The sequence below is a fragment of the Streptomyces sp. SudanB52_2052 genome, assembly GCF_964272415.1.
In the GTDB taxonomy this organism is placed as follows: domain Bacteria; phylum Actinomycetota; class Actinomycetes; order Streptomycetales; family Streptomycetaceae; genus Streptomyces; species Streptomyces olindensis.
Genome location: NZ_OZ186796.1, coordinates 6,332,592 through 6,350,546 on the forward strand (window position 1 = coordinate 6,332,592; position 17,955 = coordinate 6,350,546).

Annotated in this window: 15 protein-coding genes; 3 read left to right on the forward strand and 12 right to left on the reverse strand. The window is 68.8% G+C overall.

Translation table 11 applies throughout. The features are described 5' to 3' along the window. The first annotated feature begins 7 nt into the window (after window positions 1-7). Window positions 8-1,003, forward strand: a complete 996-nt coding sequence (locus ACSUPV_RS28315; protein WP_037767821.1) for an arabinan endo-1,5-alpha-L-arabinosidase — start codon at window positions 8-10, stop codon at window positions 1,001-1,003. Continuing rightward, complete coding sequence (locus ACSUPV_RS28320) at window positions 985-2,421, forward strand: family 43 glycosylhydrolase (RefSeq protein WP_031111922.1); 1,437 nt, start codon at window positions 985-987, stop codon at window positions 2,419-2,421. Before ACSUPV_RS28315 ends, ACSUPV_RS28320 begins: the two co-directional genes overlap by 19 nt. Window positions 2,422-2,517: 96 nt before the next feature. Here ACSUPV_RS28320 and ACSUPV_RS28325 read toward each other — a convergent pair whose 3' ends face one another. The 8 genes from ACSUPV_RS28325 to ACSUPV_RS28360 all read right to left on the reverse strand — a co-directional run bounded on the left by ACSUPV_RS28325 (window position 2,518) and on the right by ACSUPV_RS28360 (window position 13,151). Next, window positions 2,518-4,335 (reverse strand): pyridoxal phosphate-dependent aminotransferase, encoded by a 1,818-nt coding sequence (locus ACSUPV_RS28325; protein ID WP_436948810.1) that lies wholly within the window; start codon window positions 4,333-4,335, stop codon window positions 2,518-2,520. Between the two features lie 173 nt (window positions 4,336-4,508). After that, window positions 4,509-5,657 (reverse strand): aldose epimerase family protein, encoded by a 1,149-nt coding sequence (locus ACSUPV_RS28330; RefSeq protein ID WP_031111928.1) that lies wholly within the window; start codon window positions 5,655-5,657, stop codon window positions 4,509-4,511. Window positions 5,658-5,730: 73 nt separating this feature from the next. Further along, window positions 5,731-6,975, reverse strand: a complete 1,245-nt coding sequence (gene mmsB, locus ACSUPV_RS28335) for a multiple monosaccharide ABC transporter permease (protein ID WP_031111930.1) — start codon at window positions 6,973-6,975, stop codon at window positions 5,731-5,733. Then, window positions 6,972-8,522, reverse strand: a complete 1,551-nt coding sequence (gene mmsA, locus ACSUPV_RS28340; RefSeq protein WP_037762892.1) for a multiple monosaccharide ABC transporter ATP-binding protein — start codon at window positions 8,520-8,522, stop codon at window positions 6,972-6,974. Before mmsA ends, mmsB begins: the two co-directional genes overlap by 4 nt. Window positions 8,523-8,569: 47 nt before the next feature. Further along, entirely contained in the window at window positions 8,570-9,682 is a 1,113-nt protein-coding gene (gene chvE, locus ACSUPV_RS28345; protein WP_382615957.1) for a multiple monosaccharide ABC transporter substrate-binding protein, read from the reverse strand. A 141-nt stretch (window positions 9,683-9,823) separates the two neighbouring features. After that, window positions 9,824-10,792: a hypothetical protein gene (locus ACSUPV_RS28350; protein ID WP_436948811.1), complete on the reverse strand. Its 969-nt coding sequence runs from the start codon at window positions 10,790-10,792 to the stop codon at window positions 9,824-9,826. A 129-nt stretch (window positions 10,793-10,921) separates the two neighbouring features. After that, window positions 10,922-11,926 carry a zinc-dependent alcohol dehydrogenase gene (locus ACSUPV_RS28355; RefSeq protein ID WP_436948812.1) on the reverse strand — a complete coding sequence of 335 codons (1,005 nt, stop codon included), beginning with the start codon at window positions 11,924-11,926 and terminating at the stop codon, window positions 10,922-10,924. A gap of 61 nt (window positions 11,927-11,987) precedes the next feature. Then, a complete protein-coding gene (locus ACSUPV_RS28360) occupies window positions 11,988-13,151 on the reverse strand; it encodes a mandelate racemase/muconate lactonizing enzyme family protein (protein WP_031111941.1) in 1,164 nt (387 codons plus the stop codon). Between the two features lie 243 nt (window positions 13,152-13,394). Between ACSUPV_RS28360 and ACSUPV_RS28365 the strand changes: the two genes are divergently transcribed. Next, entirely contained in the window at window positions 13,395-14,234 is an 840-nt protein-coding gene (locus ACSUPV_RS28365) for an SCO2400 family protein (RefSeq protein ID WP_436948813.1), read from the forward strand. Window positions 14,235-14,254: 20 nt separating this feature from the next. Here ACSUPV_RS28365 and ACSUPV_RS28370 read toward each other — a convergent pair whose 3' ends face one another. Genes ACSUPV_RS28370 through ACSUPV_RS28385 form a run of 4 tightly spaced genes read right to left on the reverse strand, consistent with a single transcriptional unit; the run spans window position 14,255 to window position 17,950 of the window. Beyond that, window positions 14,255-14,842, reverse strand: coding sequence for an O-methyltransferase (locus ACSUPV_RS28370; RefSeq protein WP_436948814.1), 588 nt, complete (start codon window positions 14,840-14,842; stop codon window positions 14,255-14,257). Window positions 14,843-14,871: 29 nt separating this feature from the next. Next, window positions 14,872-15,630, reverse strand: coding sequence for a sulfite exporter TauE/SafE family protein (locus tag ACSUPV_RS28375; RefSeq protein WP_359788971.1), 759 nt, complete (start codon window positions 15,628-15,630; stop codon window positions 14,872-14,874). 7 nt (window positions 15,631-15,637) lie between these two features. Beyond that, entirely contained in the window at window positions 15,638-16,165 is a 528-nt protein-coding gene (locus ACSUPV_RS28380; protein WP_031111948.1) for a cupin domain-containing protein, read from the reverse strand. A gap of 3 nt (window positions 16,166-16,168) precedes the next feature. Beyond that, entirely contained in the window at window positions 16,169-17,950 is a 1,782-nt protein-coding gene (locus ACSUPV_RS28385) for an FAD/NAD(P)-binding protein (RefSeq protein ID WP_436948815.1), read from the reverse strand. Between the last annotated feature and the right edge of the window lie 5 nt (window positions 17,951-17,955).

Sequence of the window (17,955 nt, forward strand, 5' to 3'; positions counted from 1 at the left end):
GACCCGCATGAGCCGCAGCCCCCGCACGCCCCGCCCCCTCCGCAGGCGAACCGCCCTGCTCGCCCTCCCCACCGCAGCGTTGCTCGCCCTGATCCCGAGCACGGCGTCGGCGTACCCCAACCCCGGTCGCGTCACCGGCGACGTCGTCACCCACGACCCGTCGATGATCCGCACCTCGTCCGGCCAGTACCTGCTCTACGCCACCGGCGGCGGCATCGCCAGCAAGACCAGCAGCGACCGCACCGCCTTCAGAAACGGCGCCGACGCCTTCTCCAGCAGGCCGAGCTGGTGGCGGAACTACTCGTCCGTCCCGGAGGCCTGGGCGCCGGACATCTCGTACCAGGGCGGCAAGTACCTGATGTACTACTCCGTCTCCAAGTTCGGCTCGAACACCTCCGCCATCGGACTGGCGACCTCCAGCACCGGCCAGCCGGGCAGCTGGACCGACCAGGGCACCGTCTACACCTCGAACTCCTCCAGCGACTTCAACGCCATCGACCCGAACCTCTTCGTGAACGACGACGGCAAGTGGTGGCTGTCGTTCGGCAGTTGGTGGACCGGGCTCAAGATGATCCAGATCAATCCGTCCACCGGGAAGCAGCTCGGCTCCAACACCACCCGGTACTCGCTCGCCTCCCGCCCCACCGGGACCAAGGCCGTCGAGGCGCCCTTCATCGTCAAGCGGGGCGGCTACTACTACCTCTTCGCCTCGTACGACACCTGCTGCAACGGCACCAGCTCGACGTACAAGGTGAAGGTCGGACGCGCCTCCAGCGTCACCGGGCCCTACCGCGACAAGAACGGCGTCGACCTGATGAACAACGGCGGCACGCCCGTCCTGGAGTCGCACGGCAGCGTCATCGGCCCCGGCGGCCAGTCGATCCTGAAGGACGTCGACGGCGACCTGATCGTCTACCACTACTACGACGGCAACGACAACGGCACGCCCAAGCTCGGCGTCAACCTCCTGAACTGGAGCAGCGGATGGCCCGTCGCCTACTGACCCTGCTGGCGGCCCTGCTGCTCGCCATCGGCCTCGGCCAGCCCTCCGCGAGCGCCGCCTCTTTCACCAACCCCGTCAAGTCCGTCAAGGGCGCCGACCCCTGGATCTCGTACCACGACGGCAACTACTACCTGGTGACGACGAGTTGGACCGACGTCATCACCATCCGCAAGTCCGCCACCCTGGCCGGACTCGCCACCGCGCCCAGCGTGCAGGTCTGGAAGGGCGACGCCGCCTCCCGCTGCTGCAACATCTGGGCGCCCGAGCTGCACTTCCTCAACGGCCGCTGGTACCTGTACTACGTCGCCGGGCAGAACGTGTCCGACTACAACCCGACCCAGCGCAGCCACGTGCTGGAGAGCGCCGGGTCCGACCCCATGGGGCCGTACACGTACAAGGGACAGCTCAGCAACGCGTGGATGCTGGACCCGAGCGTGATGAACGTGGGCGGCCGGCTGTACATGCTGGGCAGCGCCATCACGGGCGGCACGCAGAACCTCGTCATCGCCCCGATGTCCAACCCGTACACCGTCAGCGGCGCCTACTCGACCATCTCGACACCGACGTACGCCTGGGAACGCCAGGGCGGCACCGTCAACGAGGGCGCGGAGGTGCTCCAGCGCGGCGGCCGCACCTTCCTCATCTACTCGGCCAGCGGCTGCTGGACGCCCGACTACAAGCTGGGCCAGCTCGAACTGACCGGCTCCGACCCGCTCTCCGCCTCGTCCTGGACCAAGAAGTCCACGCCCGTCTTCCAGCGCAGCGACGCCAACGGGGTGTACGGGCCCGGCCACAACGGCTTCTTCACCTCACCCGACGGCCGTGAGAACTGGATCGTCTACCACGCCAACGACTCGGCCTCCGAGGGCTGCGACAACGGCCGCACGACCCGGGCCCAGAAGTTCACCTGGAACTCCGACGGCACACCGAACTTCGGCACACCGGTGCGGCTGGGCGCCTCCCTCGCCGGGCCCTCCGGCGAGCCGGCCTCCGCCTCGACCACCTACACCGTCACCAACCGCAACAGCGGCAAGTGCCTGGACGTGGCGGGCGGTTCGGCGGCCGACGGCGCCAACGTCGCGCAGTACACCTGCAACGGCAACGCCAACCAGCGCTGGCGCCTGGAGGACCTCGGCGACGACACCCACCGCCTGGTCAACGTCGCCACCGGCAAGGTCCTCGACACCGCCGACTGCTCCTCCGCCGACGGCGCCGACCTCCGCCAGTGGTCGTGGCTGAACAACACCTGCCAGCGGTTCCGTTTCGTGGCCACGGACGGCGGTTACGTCCGCATCACCAACCAGGCCACGGGCAAGGTCGCCGACGTCGCCAACTGCTCCACGGCCGACAGCGCCGACGTACGCCAGTGGTCATGGCTCAACAACACCTGCCAGCAGTGGAAACTGACGGCGGTCTAGCACCCCTGGGGGCGCGGGGAACTGCGTGACAAGCCACGACGAACCCCGCGCCCGCCCACTTACACGAACCGCCCACGGCGAGAAGGCACCGCGCTGTCACCCGGTCGCCGCGTTGGGCCAACTCTGCGCCGCGGGCCACCCCGTGGCCGGCGCGGGCGACAACCCGTTGGTCCCCCGAACCTGCGCGGCGGTGAGCCCGCCCCGGGCGGGCACGCCGGGCGGCGTCGGCCCGCTGAACGGCGCGGGAGCCGGCGCCGGAGCAGGGACCGGCGCCGGGGTCTGGGCCACGGGGGCCAGGGGCGGAGCGGGCGCGGCCACCGGCTGGGGCGCGGGCTGCGGCACCTGCTGCGGCATCTGCGGCTGCGGCATCTGCTGGGGCGGCTGCGGCTGCGGCATCTGCGCCGCGGCCGGCATCGGCATCCCACCGCCCGCGCCCGCCGGCACGGCGGACGCGGCGGCGGGGAGCGGCATGCCGATGCCGGCGGCCGGGGCGGGCGCCGGGGTGGGCGCCGGAGCGGGGGCCGGGGCGGTGGGCGCCGGCGCCGGGGCGAGCCCCGGGCCGCCCAGGCCCGCGGCCGCCGGCATCGGCGCCGGTGCCGGACCGCCGAGACCGGCGCTCGCGGCGGCCGGAGCCGTGGCGGACCCCGGCCCCCCGGCCACGGACCCCGCACCCACGGCCTGCGCAGCCAGCCCCCGCATCCCCGACCCGTTCGTCTCGCTCACCAGCCGGTCCACGGCCGCCGTGCCCGAGCTGTAGCTGGTCCCATTGCCCAGCTCGGGCACGGCGGCTCCCCTCCTGGACGTCCCGTAGAGCACCTGTTCCAGGCCGGACACCAGGCGACGCACGTCCACCTGGGGGCGCACCACGAGACGCAGGAAGCGGCTGGACGAGCCGATCTTGTTGCCGCACTCGCGGACCAGGATCCGGTGCTCGGTGAGCATCCGGTCCCGGACCACGGTGCCCTCGGCGCCCACGGGGAGGCGCACGAAGAGGAAGTTGCCCTGGGAGGGGTAGACCGTCAGACCGGGCAGCGCGGAGAGCTGACTCGCCATGTCGAGGCGGTCACGGCGCACCTGCTGCAGGCTCTGCGCGTACTCGGAGCCGTGCTCCTTCAGCATGAAGACGACGTGCTCGGCGAAGGAGTTGAGGTTCCACTTCGGCAGCATGGAGCGGACCCGCCCGGCGAGGGCCGGGTTGGCGACGAGGTAGCCGAAGCGGATGCCGTGCAGGCCGAAGTTCTTGCCGAGGCTGCGCAGGACGATGACGTTGGGCCGCAGCATCGCCTCCTGGACGACGGACGGTTCGGCCTCGGCGTCCGCGAACTCCAGGAACGACTCGTCGATGACGACCAGGTCCAGGTCGGCCATGGCGTCCATGAACTGCACGATGGCGTGCTTGTGCAGGAAGCCGCCGTCGGGGTTGTTCGGGTTGCAGATGACGGCGACGCGCGTGCCCCGGGCGCGGATGAACTCGGCGTACTGGGCGAGGTCCAGGGCGAAGCCGCTGGACTCCTGGAGCGGGAACATGTCGACCCGCTTGCCGGTCTCCATCGGCTGGTCGGTCCAGCGGCCGAAGGTGGGGACGGGGACGGCGAGGGACTCGCGGACGAGCAGGTGGTCGATCCAGGTGATGAGCTCGGTGGAGCCGTTGCCCATCGCCACGCACTGCGGCGGGAGCTGGAGCAGGCTGCACAGCTCGGCCGTGATGGTGTCGGCGCTGCTCGGGTAGTACGTGATGATGTCGCGGAGTTTGCCCGCCATGTCGTCGAACATGGCCGGGGTGGGGAAGTACGGGTTGCACGGGATACAGAAGTCCACGGGGCCGGCTCCCTCGCCGCCCTCACGTGTCAGAGCCGCCATCGACGGGCTGTGGGCCGCGGTGCTGCGGAACAGCGACGTGACGTTGTCGGCCATGGAACCTCCGTATGAGGCGGGCCCGTTGGGGACGGCCGGACCCGACGTTTAAGGGCGGCCCGCGCGGGGGAGCGCGGGCCGCCCTTAGATACGGAGGCAGCGGTGGCGCTGTTCAACCACTGAGGCTTCCCTCAGAAAATTGTGTGCCACCTGTGAAGACGGTCAGCGGCCGGTCAGCAGCCGAACGTGTGGACCGTCGTCGTGCGGTACGTCTGACCGGGGCGCAGCACCGTCGACGGGAACGACGGCTTGTTCGGCGAGTCCGGGAAGTGCTGCGTCTCCAGGCACAGCGCGTCGCCCTGCCGGTAGGTGCGGCCGGACGGGCCGGTGAGGGTGCCGTCGAGGAAGTTGCCGGAGTAGAACTGCAGGCCCGGCTCGTTCGTGGCGATCTTCATGGTGCGGCCGGAGGCGGGGTCGCGCAGGGTGGCGACGTGCTCGGGCCGGGCGGTGATGCCCTTGTCGAGGACCCAGTTGTGGTCGAAGCCCTTGGCGGTGACCAGCTGCGGGTGGGAGACGCGGATGTCCCGGCCGATCGGCTTGGCCTTGCGGAAGTCGAAGGGGGTGCCCGCGACCTTGGCCAGCTCGCCGGTGGGGATCAGGCCCGAGTCGGTGGGCGTGTAGCGGGAGGCCGCGATGTGCAGCTCGTGGTCCTCGATGGTGCCGCTGCCCTCACCGGCCAGGTTCCAGTAGACGTGGCTGGTGAGGTTGACGACGGTGGCCTTGTCGGTGGTGGCCTCGTAGTCGATGCGCCAGTCGCCGTGCTTGGTGAGGGTGTACGTGACCTTCGTCTTGAGCGTGCCCGGGTAGCCCATCTCCCCGTCGACGCTCGTGTAGTACAGGTACAGGCCGACATCGGAGCCCTTGGTGAACGGCTCGATGTCCCAGACGCGCTTGTCGAAGCCCTGGGCGCCGCCGTGCAGGCTCTGCTCGCCGTCGTTGACGGAGAGCTGGTAGTTCTTGCCGTCGAGCGTGAACTTGCCCTTGCCGATGCGGTTGCCGTACCGGCCGATCAGGGCGCCGAAGTACGGGCTCTTGGCGACGTAGTCCTCGATGGTGTCGAAGCCCGCGGAGACGTTGGCGTAGCGGCCGCGACGGTCGGGGATCTCCAGGGACTGGACGATGCCGCCGTAGGAGAGGACCTTCAGGCGGGTGCCGCCGTTCTCCAGCGACCAGCTGTAGATCTTGGTGCCGTCGGCGAGCTTGCCGAAGAGCGTCTTCACCGGCTTCCTGCCTCCCGTGGCGTGCGCCGTGCCGCCGAGCGTGGTGGCGGCTATGCCCGCCGCCGCGGCTCCCGCGATGACCGTGCGTCTGTTCAGTTCCATGTGCGGCTCCACCTCATTGGGAAACTGCTTCCGAAAGGACCGGGCCCCGCCTTCCGGCGGGGCCCGGTCTGTTCTACGAACCGACCTTGCGCTTGTTCCACACGTCGAACCCGACCGCCGCCAGCAGCACCATGCCCTTGATGACCTGCTGCCAGTCGGTGCCGATGCCGACGAGGTTCATACCGTTGTTCAGCACGCCCAGGACCAGGCCACCGATGATCGCGCCGAGGACGGTGCCGACACCGCCGCTCATCGACGCACCGCCGATGAACGAGGCCGCGATCGCCTCCAGCTCGAAGTTGAGGCCGGCCTTGGGAGAGGCCGCGTTGAAGCGGGCGGCGAAGACCAGACCCGCCAGGGCCGCGAGCATGCCCATGTTCAGGAAGACCAGGAAGGTGACCTTCTTGTCCTTCACACCCGACAGCTTGGCCGCCGGGAGGTTGCCGCCGATCGCGTAGATGTGGCGGCCGATGATCGCGTTGCGCATCACGTAGCCGAAGCCGACGAGCAGCACGCCCAGGATGAGCAGCACGATCGGGGCGCCCTTGTAGCTGGCCAGCAGCATCGTCAGCGTGAGGATGGCGGCGCCGATCGCGACCAGCTTCAGCAGGAACAGCTTGGCGGGCGGGACGTCCAGGTTGAACTCCTGCTGCCGCTTGCGGTCACGGACCTCCTGGAAGATCACGAAGGCGATCATCGCGAAGCCCAGCAGCAGGGTCAGGTTGTGGTAGTTGGTCTTCGGGCCGACCTCCGGCAGGAAGCCGTTGGCGACCTTCTGCAGCCCCTCAGGGAACGGGCCGAGCGTCTGGCCCTCCAGGAAGATCTCCGTCAGACCACGGAAGATCAGCATGCCCGCCAGGGTCACGATGAACGACGGTATGCCGCCGTAGGCGATGAAGAAGCCTTGGATGGCACCCGCGGCCGCGCCCACGGCCAGGCACAGCACCACGGCGAGCGGCCATGGCATGTCCTGTTTGACCATGAACACGGCGGCCATCGAGCCGACGAACGCCGTCAGCGAGCCGACCGACAGGTCGATGTGGCCCGCGATGATGACCAGCATCATGCCGATCGCGAGGATCAGGATGTAGCTGTTCTGCAGCACCAGGTTGGAGACGTTGCGCGGCAGCAGCAGGTCGCCGTCGGTCCACACGGCGAACAGGACCACGATCAGGCCCAGCGCGATCAGCATGCCGTACTGCCGCATGTTGCGGCGCATGCCGTCCATCACCAGCTGCAACAGTCCGTCGCCGGTGGCCGCCCCTCCCTTGCCGGGCGGCGCGGGGGCCGGCGTCTTGGCGGTCACGTCCGTGCTCATCGGGATACCTCTTTGTCCTTCGTCATCTGACGCATCAGCGATTCCTGGGAGGCCTCGGCCCGCGAGAACTCACCCGTCAGCCGCCCCGCGGCCATCGTGTAGATGCGGTCGCACATGCCGAGCAGCTCGGGCAGCTCGGAGGAGATGAAGACGACCGCCTTGCCCTGGGCGGCCAGCTGGTCGATGACCGTGTAGATCTCGTACTTGGCACCGACGTCGATACCGCGCGTCGGCTCGTCCAGGATCAGCACGTCCGGACCCGAGAAGATCCACTTGCTGAGGACGACCTTCTGCTGGTTGCCGCCGGACAGCTTGCCCACCGGCTCGAAGACGGTCGGCGCCTTGATGTTCATCGACTTGCGGAAGCCCTCGGCGACCTGCCGCTCCTCGTGCTCGTCGACCACACCGCGCTTGGCGACCTTGCCCAGGGCGGTCAGCGAGATGTTCCGGTTGATGGTGTCGATGAGGTTCAGGCCGTAGTGCTTGCGGTCCTCGGTCACGTACGCGATGCCGTGCTTGACCGCCTCGGGGACGGTCTTGGTGCGGATCTCCGTGCCGTCCTTGAGGACGGTGCCGCCCGCGTACCGGCCGTAGGTGCGCCCGAAGACGCTCATCGCGAGTTCGGTGCGGCCGGCGCCCATCAGTCCCGCGATGCCGACGATCTCGCCGCGCCGCACCTGGAGCGACACGTCGTCGACGACCTTGCGCTGCTGGTCGATCGGGTGGTGCACGGTCCAGTTGCGGATCTCCAGGGCGGGCGCGACGCCCTCCTCGGGCTCGTGCGGCGACCGCTCCGGGAAGCGGTTCTCCAGGTCACGGCCGACCATGCCGCTGATGATCCGGTCCTCGGTGGTCTCCGGCGCCTTCACATCGAGGGTCTCGATGGTCTGGCCGTCGCGGATGATCGTCACCGAGTCGGCGACCTTGCGGATCTCGTTGAGCTTGTGGGAGATGATGATCGAGGTGATGCCCTGCTTCTTCAGCTCCAGGATCAGGTCCAGGAGCTTGCCGCTGTCCTCGTCGTTGAGCGCCGCGGTCGGCTCGTCCAGGATGAGCAGCTTCACCTTCTTCGACAGGGCCTTGGCGATCTCCACGAGCTGCTGCTTGCCCACGCCGATGTCGGCGACGCGGGTGTCCGGGTGGTCGGAGAGACCGACCCGGCGCAGCAGTTCGCTGGCGTGACGCAGGGTCTCGGTCCAGCTGATGATCCCGCGCGTGGCGTGCTCGTTGCCGAGGAAGATGTTCTCCGCGAGGGAGAGGTAGGGCACCAGGGCCAGCTCCTGGTGGATGATCACGATGCCGCGCTCTTCGCTGGCCCTGATGTCCTTGAACTGGCAGACCTCCCCCTCGAAGAGGATGTCACCCTCGTAGGTGCCGTGCGGGTGGACGCCGGAGAGGACCTTCATGAGGGTCGACTTGCCGGCGCCGTTCTCCCCGCAGATGGCGTGGACCTCGCCCTGCTGGACGGTCAGCGTGACGTCCGACAGCGCCTTGACGCCGGGAAAGGTCTTGACGATCGAGCGCATTTCCAGGACGGGTCCCGCCATGGTCGTGCCTTCCAATCAGTGGTGAATCGTCGGTCGGTTGGCGGCGGTTACTTCAGGTCGCTTTCCTTGATGTAGCCGGAGTCGACGACCGTCTTCTGGTAGTTCGACTTGTCGACGGCGACCGGCTCCAGCAGGTACGCCGGGACGACCTTCGAGCCGTTGTCGTAGGTCTTGGTGTCGTTGACCTCGGGCTTCTTGTCGTTGAGCAGGGCGTCGACCATGTTGGAGGCCACCTTCGCGAGCTCGCGGGTGTCCTTGTAGACGGTCATCGACTGCTGGTCGGCGATGATCGACTTCACCGAGGCGACCTCGGCGTCCTGGCCGGTGACGATCGGCAGCGGCTTGCTCTTGGAGCCGTAGTCGTCGGACTTCAGCGCCGAGAGGATGCCGATGGAGATGCCGTCGTAGGGGGAGAGGACGGCGTCGACGCGCTCGCGCTTGTAGGCCGAGGTCAGGATGTCGTCCATGCGCTTCTGGGCGGTGCCGCCGTCCCAGCGCAGGGTGGTGACCTGGTTGAGCTTGGTCTGGCCGGAGCGGACGACGAGCTGCTTCTTGTCGATGTAGGGCTGCAGGACGTTCATCGCGCCCTGGAAGAAGTAGCGGGTGTTGTTGTCGTCGTTGGAGCCGGCGAACAGCTCGATGTTGAAGGGGCCCTTCTTGGAGCCGTCCTTCAGGCCGAGCTTCTCGACGATGTAGGTGCCCTGGAGCTCGCCGACCTTCTCGTTGTCGAAGGAGGCGTAGTAGTCGACGTTCGGCGTGCCGAGGATCAGGCGGTCGTAGGAGATGACCGGGATGTTGGCGTCCTTGGCCTGCTGCAGCACGTTGTTCATCGACTTGTTGTCGATGGCCGCGACGATCAGCGCCTTCACACCCTGGGTGATCAGGTTCTCGATCTGCGAGACCTGCTGGTCCGGGTCGTCCTCGCCGTAGACCAGCTGGGTCTTGTAGCCCTTGGACTCCAGGTCCTTCTTGACGTTGTTGCCGTCGGCGATCCAGCGCTCGGAGGACTTGGTCGGCATCGCGATGCCGATGGTGCCGCCCTTGGCGTCCCCCTCGCTCTCCTTGCTGCCGCCCTCGCTGTTCTGGCCGCAGGCGGACAGGGTCAGGGCGAGGGACGCGGCTCCGGCTATGGCGGCGAGAGCGGCTCTGCGGTTACGCATGATCATCATCCTTGATCTGTGTGCAGGGCTCGGTCTGGGGGCGCGAAGTCGCTCCGGGTGGTCGTGCCGGAAAGACCGAGAAGAGATGTGTGGGATTGTGCGCGGCTGTGTCTTCTTTTGTGAAGGCGAGTAGCCGGAACGTTATGACGAGATTTCGAACCGTTGCAGATCGCCCGGCAGCCGCGAACCGAGCGGCGCCATGTCGCCGTCCGCTCCGTGGCGGGCCAGAAGATCCAGGGCGAGCCGGCCGCGGCGCACGCGCTCCTTGGCGGTGGCCAGGGTCAGCTCCCGCATGTGGTGCCCGTAGGGGTAGATCCCGGGCGCCTTGGACAGGCCGAACTTCAGGTAGAGCGGTGCGCCGCGCCGGATCAGCTCGGCGACCTCGTACATCCGGACGTAGCCGCCGAGGTCGTCGGGCGCCTCGATGTACATGTCCATCGGGGCGCCGGACACCCGGCGGATCTCGGTGAGGTGATCGAGCGTCAGATCGCTCGGCACGTTGACCGAGTCGGCGCCGAGGCGCTCGTACACCGCGTACGCCGCCGGGTTGACGGGGCCGATGAGCGCGCTCACCTTGAGCGTCGTGTCGGCCGGGATGATGCCGGCCGCGCGGGCGCGGTGCAGCGTCCACAGCACGCCCTCGTCGGCGACGAGCAGGCACTTGACGCCCAACTCCGTAGCTCTGACGGCGTCTTCGATACAGCCGGCGACGGCGTCGTGGCCGCGGGCGCGCAGTCCGGCGCCCCGCGAGTCGGTGCGCGTGGACCCGCCGATGTCCCAGGTGCCGCGCGGGCCGGTGAACAGGCACAGCTCGATGTCGCGCTCGCCGGTCGCCTCGACCATCTCGGTGATCTCGGCGTCGGTCAGCATCCACACACCGCTGCCCTGGCTGATCCGGTGGATCGGCACGTCCAGCCGCGAGGCCTCCTTCAGGACCACCGCCAGTGCCTCGGGGCCCTCGCACGAGGGGATCTCGGTGCGCCAGCGGCCGCCGCCGGGGAAGGAGTGCGGCGAGGCGTCGGCGGGGTCGAGGGCGGGCGCGTTCAGGCCGAGTGTGGTGAGCGCCTGCTCACCGGGCCTGCGGGCTGCCGTGGTGGAAGCGTCGGTCACAGGAATGTCCTTCGGTTCGATATTTCGGACGAGGTTCGCGGCTCGGGGTGGGGCAAGGCCCCGGCAGGGGGCAGGGCTGGGTGTACGCCGGTACGGGAGCCGTCAGGTTGCCCCCGTACCGGCGTACGTCTAGGGGCGGAGCAGCACCTTGCCCACCTTCGGATCGCCTGCTCCCACCAGCTCGATGGCCTGCGAGAACTCGGCGAGCGGCAGCTCGTGCGTCACCAGCGGCAGCGGGTCGAGCAGACCGGCGGCGAACACCCGCACCGTGTGCGCCCAGGCGTCCGGCGGCGCACCGAAGACGGAGTGCACCTCCAGCTGCCGTACGACGAGGTCGGTCGGGTCGAGACCGTCGGCACCCGGCGCCGGGATCCCGGTCAGGACCAGCCGGCCACCGCGGCGGAGCAGGGCGGCGGAGATCCGCGCGGCATCCGCGGACCCGGCCGTCTCGATCACCACGTCGAAGTCGTCCGGGAGGTCCTGGTCCTTCGTCCGGAAGTCCGTCGCGCCGTACTGCCGCGACAGCGCCTCCCGGTCCCGGCGGGTGCCGACGACCAGCAGCTCGGCCGGCGAGTTCGCCTTGAGGAACTGCACGGCGAACATGCCGAGCGTGCCCGTGCCGACCACGGCGACCCGCTCGCCCGGCTGGGCGTTCCCCTTCAGCGCCGCCGCCGCGATACAGGCGGCGGGCTCCAGGAGGGCCGCGGCGGTGAGGTCGCAGTCGTCCGGGAGGACGTGCAGGAGACGCGCCGGGAGGGTCAGCGTGGCCGCCATCGCGCCCGGCTGGGTGAACCCGGTCTCCTCGTACCCGGCCGTGCACAGGGTCGTCTCGCCCGCGTGGCAGCGGTCGCAGACCTGGCAGTTGCGGAAGCCCTCACCGACGACCTTGCGGCCGACGAGGGACTCGGGCACACCGGCACCCACCGCCTCCACCGTCCCGGACCACTCGTGGCCCGGGGTGAGCGGATAACGCACGTACCCCTCGGGGCGGTTGCCCTGGTAGACCTCGCGGTCGCTGCCGCAGATCCCGGAGGCGTGGACGCGCACCAGGGCCTCGCCGGCCTCCGGCCGCCGTGGCTCGTGCGGGACGAGACGGTGCTCGCCCGGCGCGTCGATCACTACCGCGGTGCTCACGTCGCTCCCCCGGGTTTCGAAGGTTTCGGATGCCGGCTGAGGGTTTCCGGGTGCCGGACGGTCACTGGGAGCCCTTGGGCTTGCGCTGCTCCCAGCCTTCCGCCCACAGGTCGAAGCGGGCCTGCTGCTGCGGGAACTCCGCGGCGGCGTCGACGTCCAGCTCCACACCGAGACCCGGCGCGTCCGAGAGGTGGAAGCAGCCGTCCTCCGGGTTCACCTGCGGGGCGCCCTTGACGACCTTCTTGATCTCCGCGTCCGCGAAGTCGTTGAAGTGCTCAAGGATCTTGAAGTTCGGGGAGGTGAAGCCGACCTGGAGGGAGGCGGCGGTCAGGACCGAGCCACCCACGTTGTGCGGCGCCACCAGCATGTAGTGGGTCTCGGCGGTCGCGGCGAGCTTCCGGGTCTCCCAGATACCACCGATATGGCCGACGTCCGGCTGGATGATGTCCACGGCCTGGCTCTCGAACAGCTCGCGGAACTCGATCCGGTCGTGGATGCGCTCGCCCGTGGCGACCGGCATGTCGACCTTCGCGGCGACCTTCTCCAGCGCCTTGAGGTTCTCCGGCGGGACCGGCTCCTCCAGCCACGCCGGCTTGAACGGCGCCAGCTCCTTGGCCAGGCGCACGGCCGTGGCGGGGGAGAAGCGGCCGTGCATCTCCAGCATCAGCTCGGCCTCGGGGCCGATGGCGTCCCGGACCGCCTCGATCAGGGAGACGGCGTACAGGGTCTGCTCGTGGTCCAGCTCGAAGTGGCCGGTGCCGAAGGGGTCGATCTTGAGCGCCCGGTAACCGCGCTCCATGACCCCCTGGGCGGCCTTGTGGTAGGCCTCCGGGGTGCGCTCGGTGGTGTACCAGCCGTTCGCGTACGCCTTCACCTTGTCGGTGACCTTGCCGCCCAGCAGCTGCCAGACGGGGACGCCCAGGGCCTTGCCCTTGATGTCCCAGCAGGCCATCTCGATCACGGCGATGCCGGACATCACGATCTCGCCCGCACGGCCGTAGTCGCCGTACTTCATCCGCTTGACGAGGTCCTCGACAGCGAACGGGTCGGAGCCGAGAATGTGGTTGACCTCGGCCTCCTTCAGGTAACCGAGAAGGGCGTCGGTGTGTCCCAGCATCCGGGTCTCGCCGACTCCGGTGATCCCCTCGTCGGTGTGCACCTGGACGTACGTCAGGTTGCGCCACGGCGTCCCGACCACGTGTGTGCTGATTCCGGTGATGCGCACGGCGGTAGTCCCTCGCAGGTTCGTCGGCTCAGTTCCGTCAGTTCATTCAGTTCGACGTGTTCGATATTTCGGCACACGTTCGAAATGTTGGCGTGACAGTAAGGACGCGGCGGTGGGGGTGTCAATGGGTCGCGCGCATAACGGTTTCGACAGTTTCGAAACCACGGGCGGAGCGTGTCCCTACAGAACCTTCACAGCTGGATCTAGGAACGTGACCAACGCGGAACTTAATCTTCCCGCGTCATGGACTACTGCGACCCGTGCCGACGGCACCTGAACGGCGCCCTCGCCTGCCCGGGGTGCGGCACCTCCGCCGATGCGCTGCGCTGGCGTGAGCCGGAATACCACGCTGTGCCCCAGGGGGGCGGCGGCGTGGCGGACGAGGTCGGCGGGTTCCAGGGGTCGGACGAGCCTGCTGGGCCGCCGTCGGACGAGTACGGGCCCGACGACGACCATGACGCTGATGAGTCCGACGAGGCCGACGAGGCCGACGACGAGCAGCTCGTGGGCCGTGCCGCGCGGCGGCGTGGTCGGGGCCGCGGGCCGGTCGCGGAGGGGCCGGGCTCGGCCGGGACGAGCCGACGGGACCGGAAGGCCGCGGCGCACCGCCGGCGACGGCGCCGGACGCTCTTCATCGCGGCCGGATTCGTACTGGCGGCGGGTGGGCTGAGCCTCGCCGAACTCGGAATGGACGCGCCGAAGTCGACACCGAACCCGGCGGCGGCCGGGGGCGAGTCGGCGGACGGGGACGCGTCGGTCGAGGCGGGGGAGCCGGGCCGCTCGTCGGGCGAGGCCGCGGCGGCCGACGGGGCGTCCGCGTCACCGAGCCCGGGGGCTTCCGGCTCGCCGTCGGCTTCCGAGTCCCCGAAGGGCGACAAGTCGAAGTCCCCGACGGAAAAGGCGACTCCGAGGGATCCGGAGTCGCCCACGACGGGCACGTCCCCGAGCCGGCCGACGTCGGTCCCCACGGCCGCGCCCCCGGCACCGGCGCCGACCCCGACTTCGGGCCGCACCACACCGCCACCCGCCCCGGAACCCTCACCTTCGGAAACCTGCAACCGCTTCCTGTGGTGGTGCACGTAGCGCCTTCCGCGCGGGTGGCATCACGGAATGTCTTTCATGACCACCATTTCGCCCTTGCCGATCGGGAAGACGCAGCTGAGGTAGCCGTCCGAGGCCTCGACCAACCGCGTGAAGGTCTCCAACTGGTGAGCGTGAGAGACGGCGTTGTCGACCACCATCAGACAGCCGTTCGCGAGAATGCGCTGGAGTGAGGGCCACCAGCCGGCGTACTGTCCGCGATCGCTGTCCAGGAACACGAAGTCGTACTCGCCGGCTCCGCGCGACTCGATGAACCGGCCGGCGTCGTCCGTGATCTGCCGAATGCGGGGCTGGAGTCCGGCGCGCTGGAAGTTCCGCTCGGCCATCGCGACCTTGCCGGGCGCCTGTTCGACGGTCGTCACCGAACCGCCCTCGCCCACGGCCTCGGCCAGCCACAACGTCGAGTAGCCGTTGGAAGTTCCGACCTCCAGGACGTTCTTGCACTTGCCCGTCTTGATGAGCATCGTCAGGAACATGCCGGTGTCGTGCGTGATGTTCAGCATCTTCCGGCTTCGGTCGTCCGTTGCCGCGTCGTTCGCCGCGCCGAACTCCTCAAGCTCGCCCAGCAGTTCGATTAAATCCGCTCTCATGTCGCGTCCTCTCCTCGCTCCGAGGCGCCTCACCAGGTCATCAAGCTCTGCACGGCGACGAACACCCCGAGGAGCGACAAAGCGACACAGAGCACAGTGCGAAACCGCTCCTCGGAGACCCTCTTGCGGATCCGGCTTCCGATCGACATCCCGAGGAACGCCGGGGCCAAGGATATGGCTGACATCACGGCGAGGTTGACGCTGAGCAGGTCCTGCGTCTGCAGCGTCCACGCCAGACCGACGGTGGACAGGGTGAAGAGGATGCCCATGCTCTGCACCAGCTCGTCACGCAGGAGCCCGACGGACTGCAGGTAGAAGACCCCGGGGACGGCCGACGAGCCGGTCGCTCCGGTGAGGAACCCGTTGGTGGCTCCGGAGACGACACCCACGGGGTGGTGCCACCACTTGCCGCGGATGTTCACCCGCAGGCGGAACAGCCCGAGCACCCCGTACACCGTCAGCCCCAGGCCGAGCAGGGCCGACATCACATCCGCCCGGAAGTAGCTCAGCGTGAAGGCGCCGGACACGGTGAAGACCGTGGCGGCCAGCAGGAACGGCCACGTGACACGGACGACCTTCCGGCCGTGCCCGCCGCTCGTCGCCTGCACGACATTGGTCAGGAACGTCGGCACGAGGATCAGCGCCTTCGCCGGATGGATCCCGATCGTGGCGGTCAGGATCCCGAGGACGACGGGCGGCAGGCCGAGGCCGGTCAGACCCTTCACCAGCCCACCCCCGAAGAACGTCAGGACGATCACCGTGATGACGACCGGGTCGAATGAGATCACGTGCGGCTCACGGCTGAACGGCCGCCTGCGGATGCTCCGTTTCGATACCGCGAGACACGAAGCACCGCAGTGCCGCCACCACGTCCGCCTGCTCCTGCGGAGTCAGCACCTCGGGCTTTTCCTGCTCGAAGTGATCGGCGAGCTTGACGATGTCGGCCCGGCGATCCCCGATGTGGACCGTGCCGTCCACGACCGGTGTCCGCGTACGGTCGACGAACTGCTCCGCCAACTCCTCGGCAGCCGGGACGAAATTGATGTCGAACGTGCCGATCTGCAGGAGCACGTAGCGCGACAGCGTGCCGACAGGGGCCGCGTTGCCGAACCGGTGCCTGCTCGGGCTCGGAACCTGGAAGACCTCACCAGGCTCGACGGTGAACACCTCGTCGGTGTCGGGCAGCTCGATCACGATGCGGCCCTGCGAGCAGTACATCATGTCCGACACCGCGTTGTGGAAGTGAAAAGGGACGGCCTTGTGGTCGAGGTTGAACACACTGACGCGCAGGCCGTCCTGGTAGTAGAACTCTTTCATCTCCATGGCTTATCTCCTTGTTTCGCTGCTGACCAGTCCGGGATCGTCCACGGCGGCGGCGGAGGAGGAGGAGCCGGCTGCTCCCGCCGTCCCGGTCCAGTCGTCGGCCAGCCACTGGGCCGCCGCGACGAACGCACCGGCGTAGTTGTGTTCGTTCTGCCAGAATCTGACGGGCGCCCCGTAGGCCGACAGATGCGGCGACGGAACGCGCACCCCACCCGCCCGCTTCATCACCCGGTAGCCGCCGCGCGCGTCGAGCGCGATGCCGCCCGGGGCGTATCCGCCTTCCTCGTGCGGGACGATCTCACCTCGCCGCAGCAGGTTCTGGATGAACGGCGAGGGATGACGCTCCATGGCGAAGTCCTGCGCACTGGCACGGACCATGCAGTCCGCTCGCAAGGTCGCCGTTTCGCCGGACTCGGACCGGTACGTGACCCGCAGCGTGCCGTCCTCCTCCACCTGCGTGTGCCGGGCGTCGTCGTAGCCCAGCCTGACGGTCGTCAGCACTCCGGCGTCCATCAGGGCGAGGAGCTTCTCCGCGACGGCGGCCGGCATCGGTACCGCCGTCCGTATGAAGTGGGTGTCGAGCAGGCGGTCGTAGACTTCCTTGTCAGCGGGTTCGAGCCGGCTGTAGAAGCGCATCCGCCGCGCCTTCAGCACGACCGTGTGGACGAGGTTCCCGGTGGAGGAGTCCTTCAGATCACTCGCCAGCTTCTCCCGGGCGCTGCGCCAGCGAGGGCTCCTGACGTCCTCCCACCCCAGCGTCCCCCCGGTCGCCCGGCGCAGATCCTTGTCCAGCAGCTCCAGAACGCGCTCGATCTTCAGATGCCCTCGGTGCTCGCGCCGGATCGCGTCGAGGTTGTTCTCGGTCAGATGGTGGAGCTCGTACGGTGCGAGCGGACCCCGGACCGGAGGGAAGAAGCCCGAGCGTGATCCGGCGACCACGGACAACGGCTCGGCGTGCGCCGTCGGCCGGTACCCCGCCACGTGGCCGTCGCGGGAGTAGGCGAACTCGCCTTCGTCGCACAGGGTCAGGATGGCGTCGATACCGCTGGGACCCATCCCCTGGACGAACACACGGGGCCGCTCATCCTGTGCGCGGCGGGAGCGGATCCGGCGGGCGACGGCGGCTCTCATGACGTCCGGTGGATACGGGGAGGCGACGTGGACACCGTGCTCCGACGGTGTCCCGGCCCTCCCCGGCTGCCAGTGCCCCGTGCTCAGCAGGACCTGGTCGAGCCCGTCCACGGTGAACTCGCGGCCGGTCTCCAGATCACGGAGCAGGACGGAGAACCCGTCCGGCTTCGTGCGGCCGTCCCTGGCCTCGTGGCGCACGTACGACCGCACCTCGATGCCGTGCGCTCGGGCCTTCTCGACGGTCTCCTGAAACCGCTGCCGAAGGTAGATGCCGAACAACGCACGCGGATAGAACTCACGGTCGTCGGGCTGCCACTCGTCCAGCTCGATGCCGGGATGCGTCTCGAGGACGAGCTCCGGACACTCTGTGATGAGCCACGGTTTGCTCGCGGCCATCCAGTCGACGAAGTCGTTGCCGTGGATGCCCATGGTGCTCGCTTCGTTGTTGCACCGGTGGGCGAGCTGGACGTTGCCCTGCGCGTACGGGTATCCCGGCCCGTTCACCGGTCCCTGCTCCACCGTGACGATGGTGACGGCCGATGGCGGAAGCAGGGACAGCCGGTGCGGGTCGGTCATGCGCCGTACCAGGTGCCACAGCGCGCACGTACCGGCGAAGCCCGTACCGACGATGCAGTACTTGACGGTGTCTGCCATCGTGG

Bases quoted from the DNA above. Each gene is read 5' to 3' on its own strand.
- ACSUPV_RS28380 (WP_031111948.1), bottom strand. From the start codon at position 16,165: ATGGAGATGAAAGAGTTCTACTACCAGGACGGCCTGCGCGTCAGTGTG.
- chvE (WP_382615957.1), bottom strand. From the start codon at position 9,682: ATGCGTAACCGCAGAGCCGCTCTCGCCGCCATAGCCGGAGCCGCGTCC.
- ACSUPV_RS28330 (WP_031111928.1), bottom strand. From the start codon at position 5,657: ATGGAACTGAACAGACGCACGGTCATCGCGGGAGCCGCGGCGGCGGGC.
- ACSUPV_RS28365 (WP_436948813.1), top strand. From the start codon at position 13,395: ATGGACTACTGCGACCCGTGCCGACGGCACCTGAACGGCGCCCTCGCC.
- ACSUPV_RS28325 (WP_436948810.1), bottom strand. From the start codon at position 4,335: ATGGCCGACAACGTCACGTCGCTGTTCCGCAGCACCGCGGCCCACAGC.
- mmsA (WP_037762892.1), bottom strand. From the start codon at position 8,522: ATGGCGGGACCCGTCCTGGAAATGCGCTCGATCGTCAAGACCTTTCCC.
- ACSUPV_RS28315 (WP_037767821.1), top strand. From the start codon at position 8: ATGAGCCGCAGCCCCCGCACGCCCCGCCCCCTCCGCAGGCGAACCGCC.
- ACSUPV_RS28385 (WP_436948815.1), bottom strand. From the start codon at position 17,950: ATGGCAGACACCGTCAAGTACTGCATCGTCGGTACGGGCTTCGCCGGT.
- mmsB (WP_031111930.1), bottom strand. From the start codon at position 6,975: ATGAGCACGGACGTGACCGCCAAGACGCCGGCCCCCGCGCCGCCCGGC.
- ACSUPV_RS28320 (WP_031111922.1), top strand. From the start codon at position 985: ATGGCCCGTCGCCTACTGACCCTGCTGGCGGCCCTGCTGCTCGCCATC.
- ACSUPV_RS28370 (WP_436948814.1), bottom strand. From the start codon at position 14,842: ATGAGAGCGGATTTAATCGAACTGCTGGGCGAGCTTGAGGAGTTCGGC.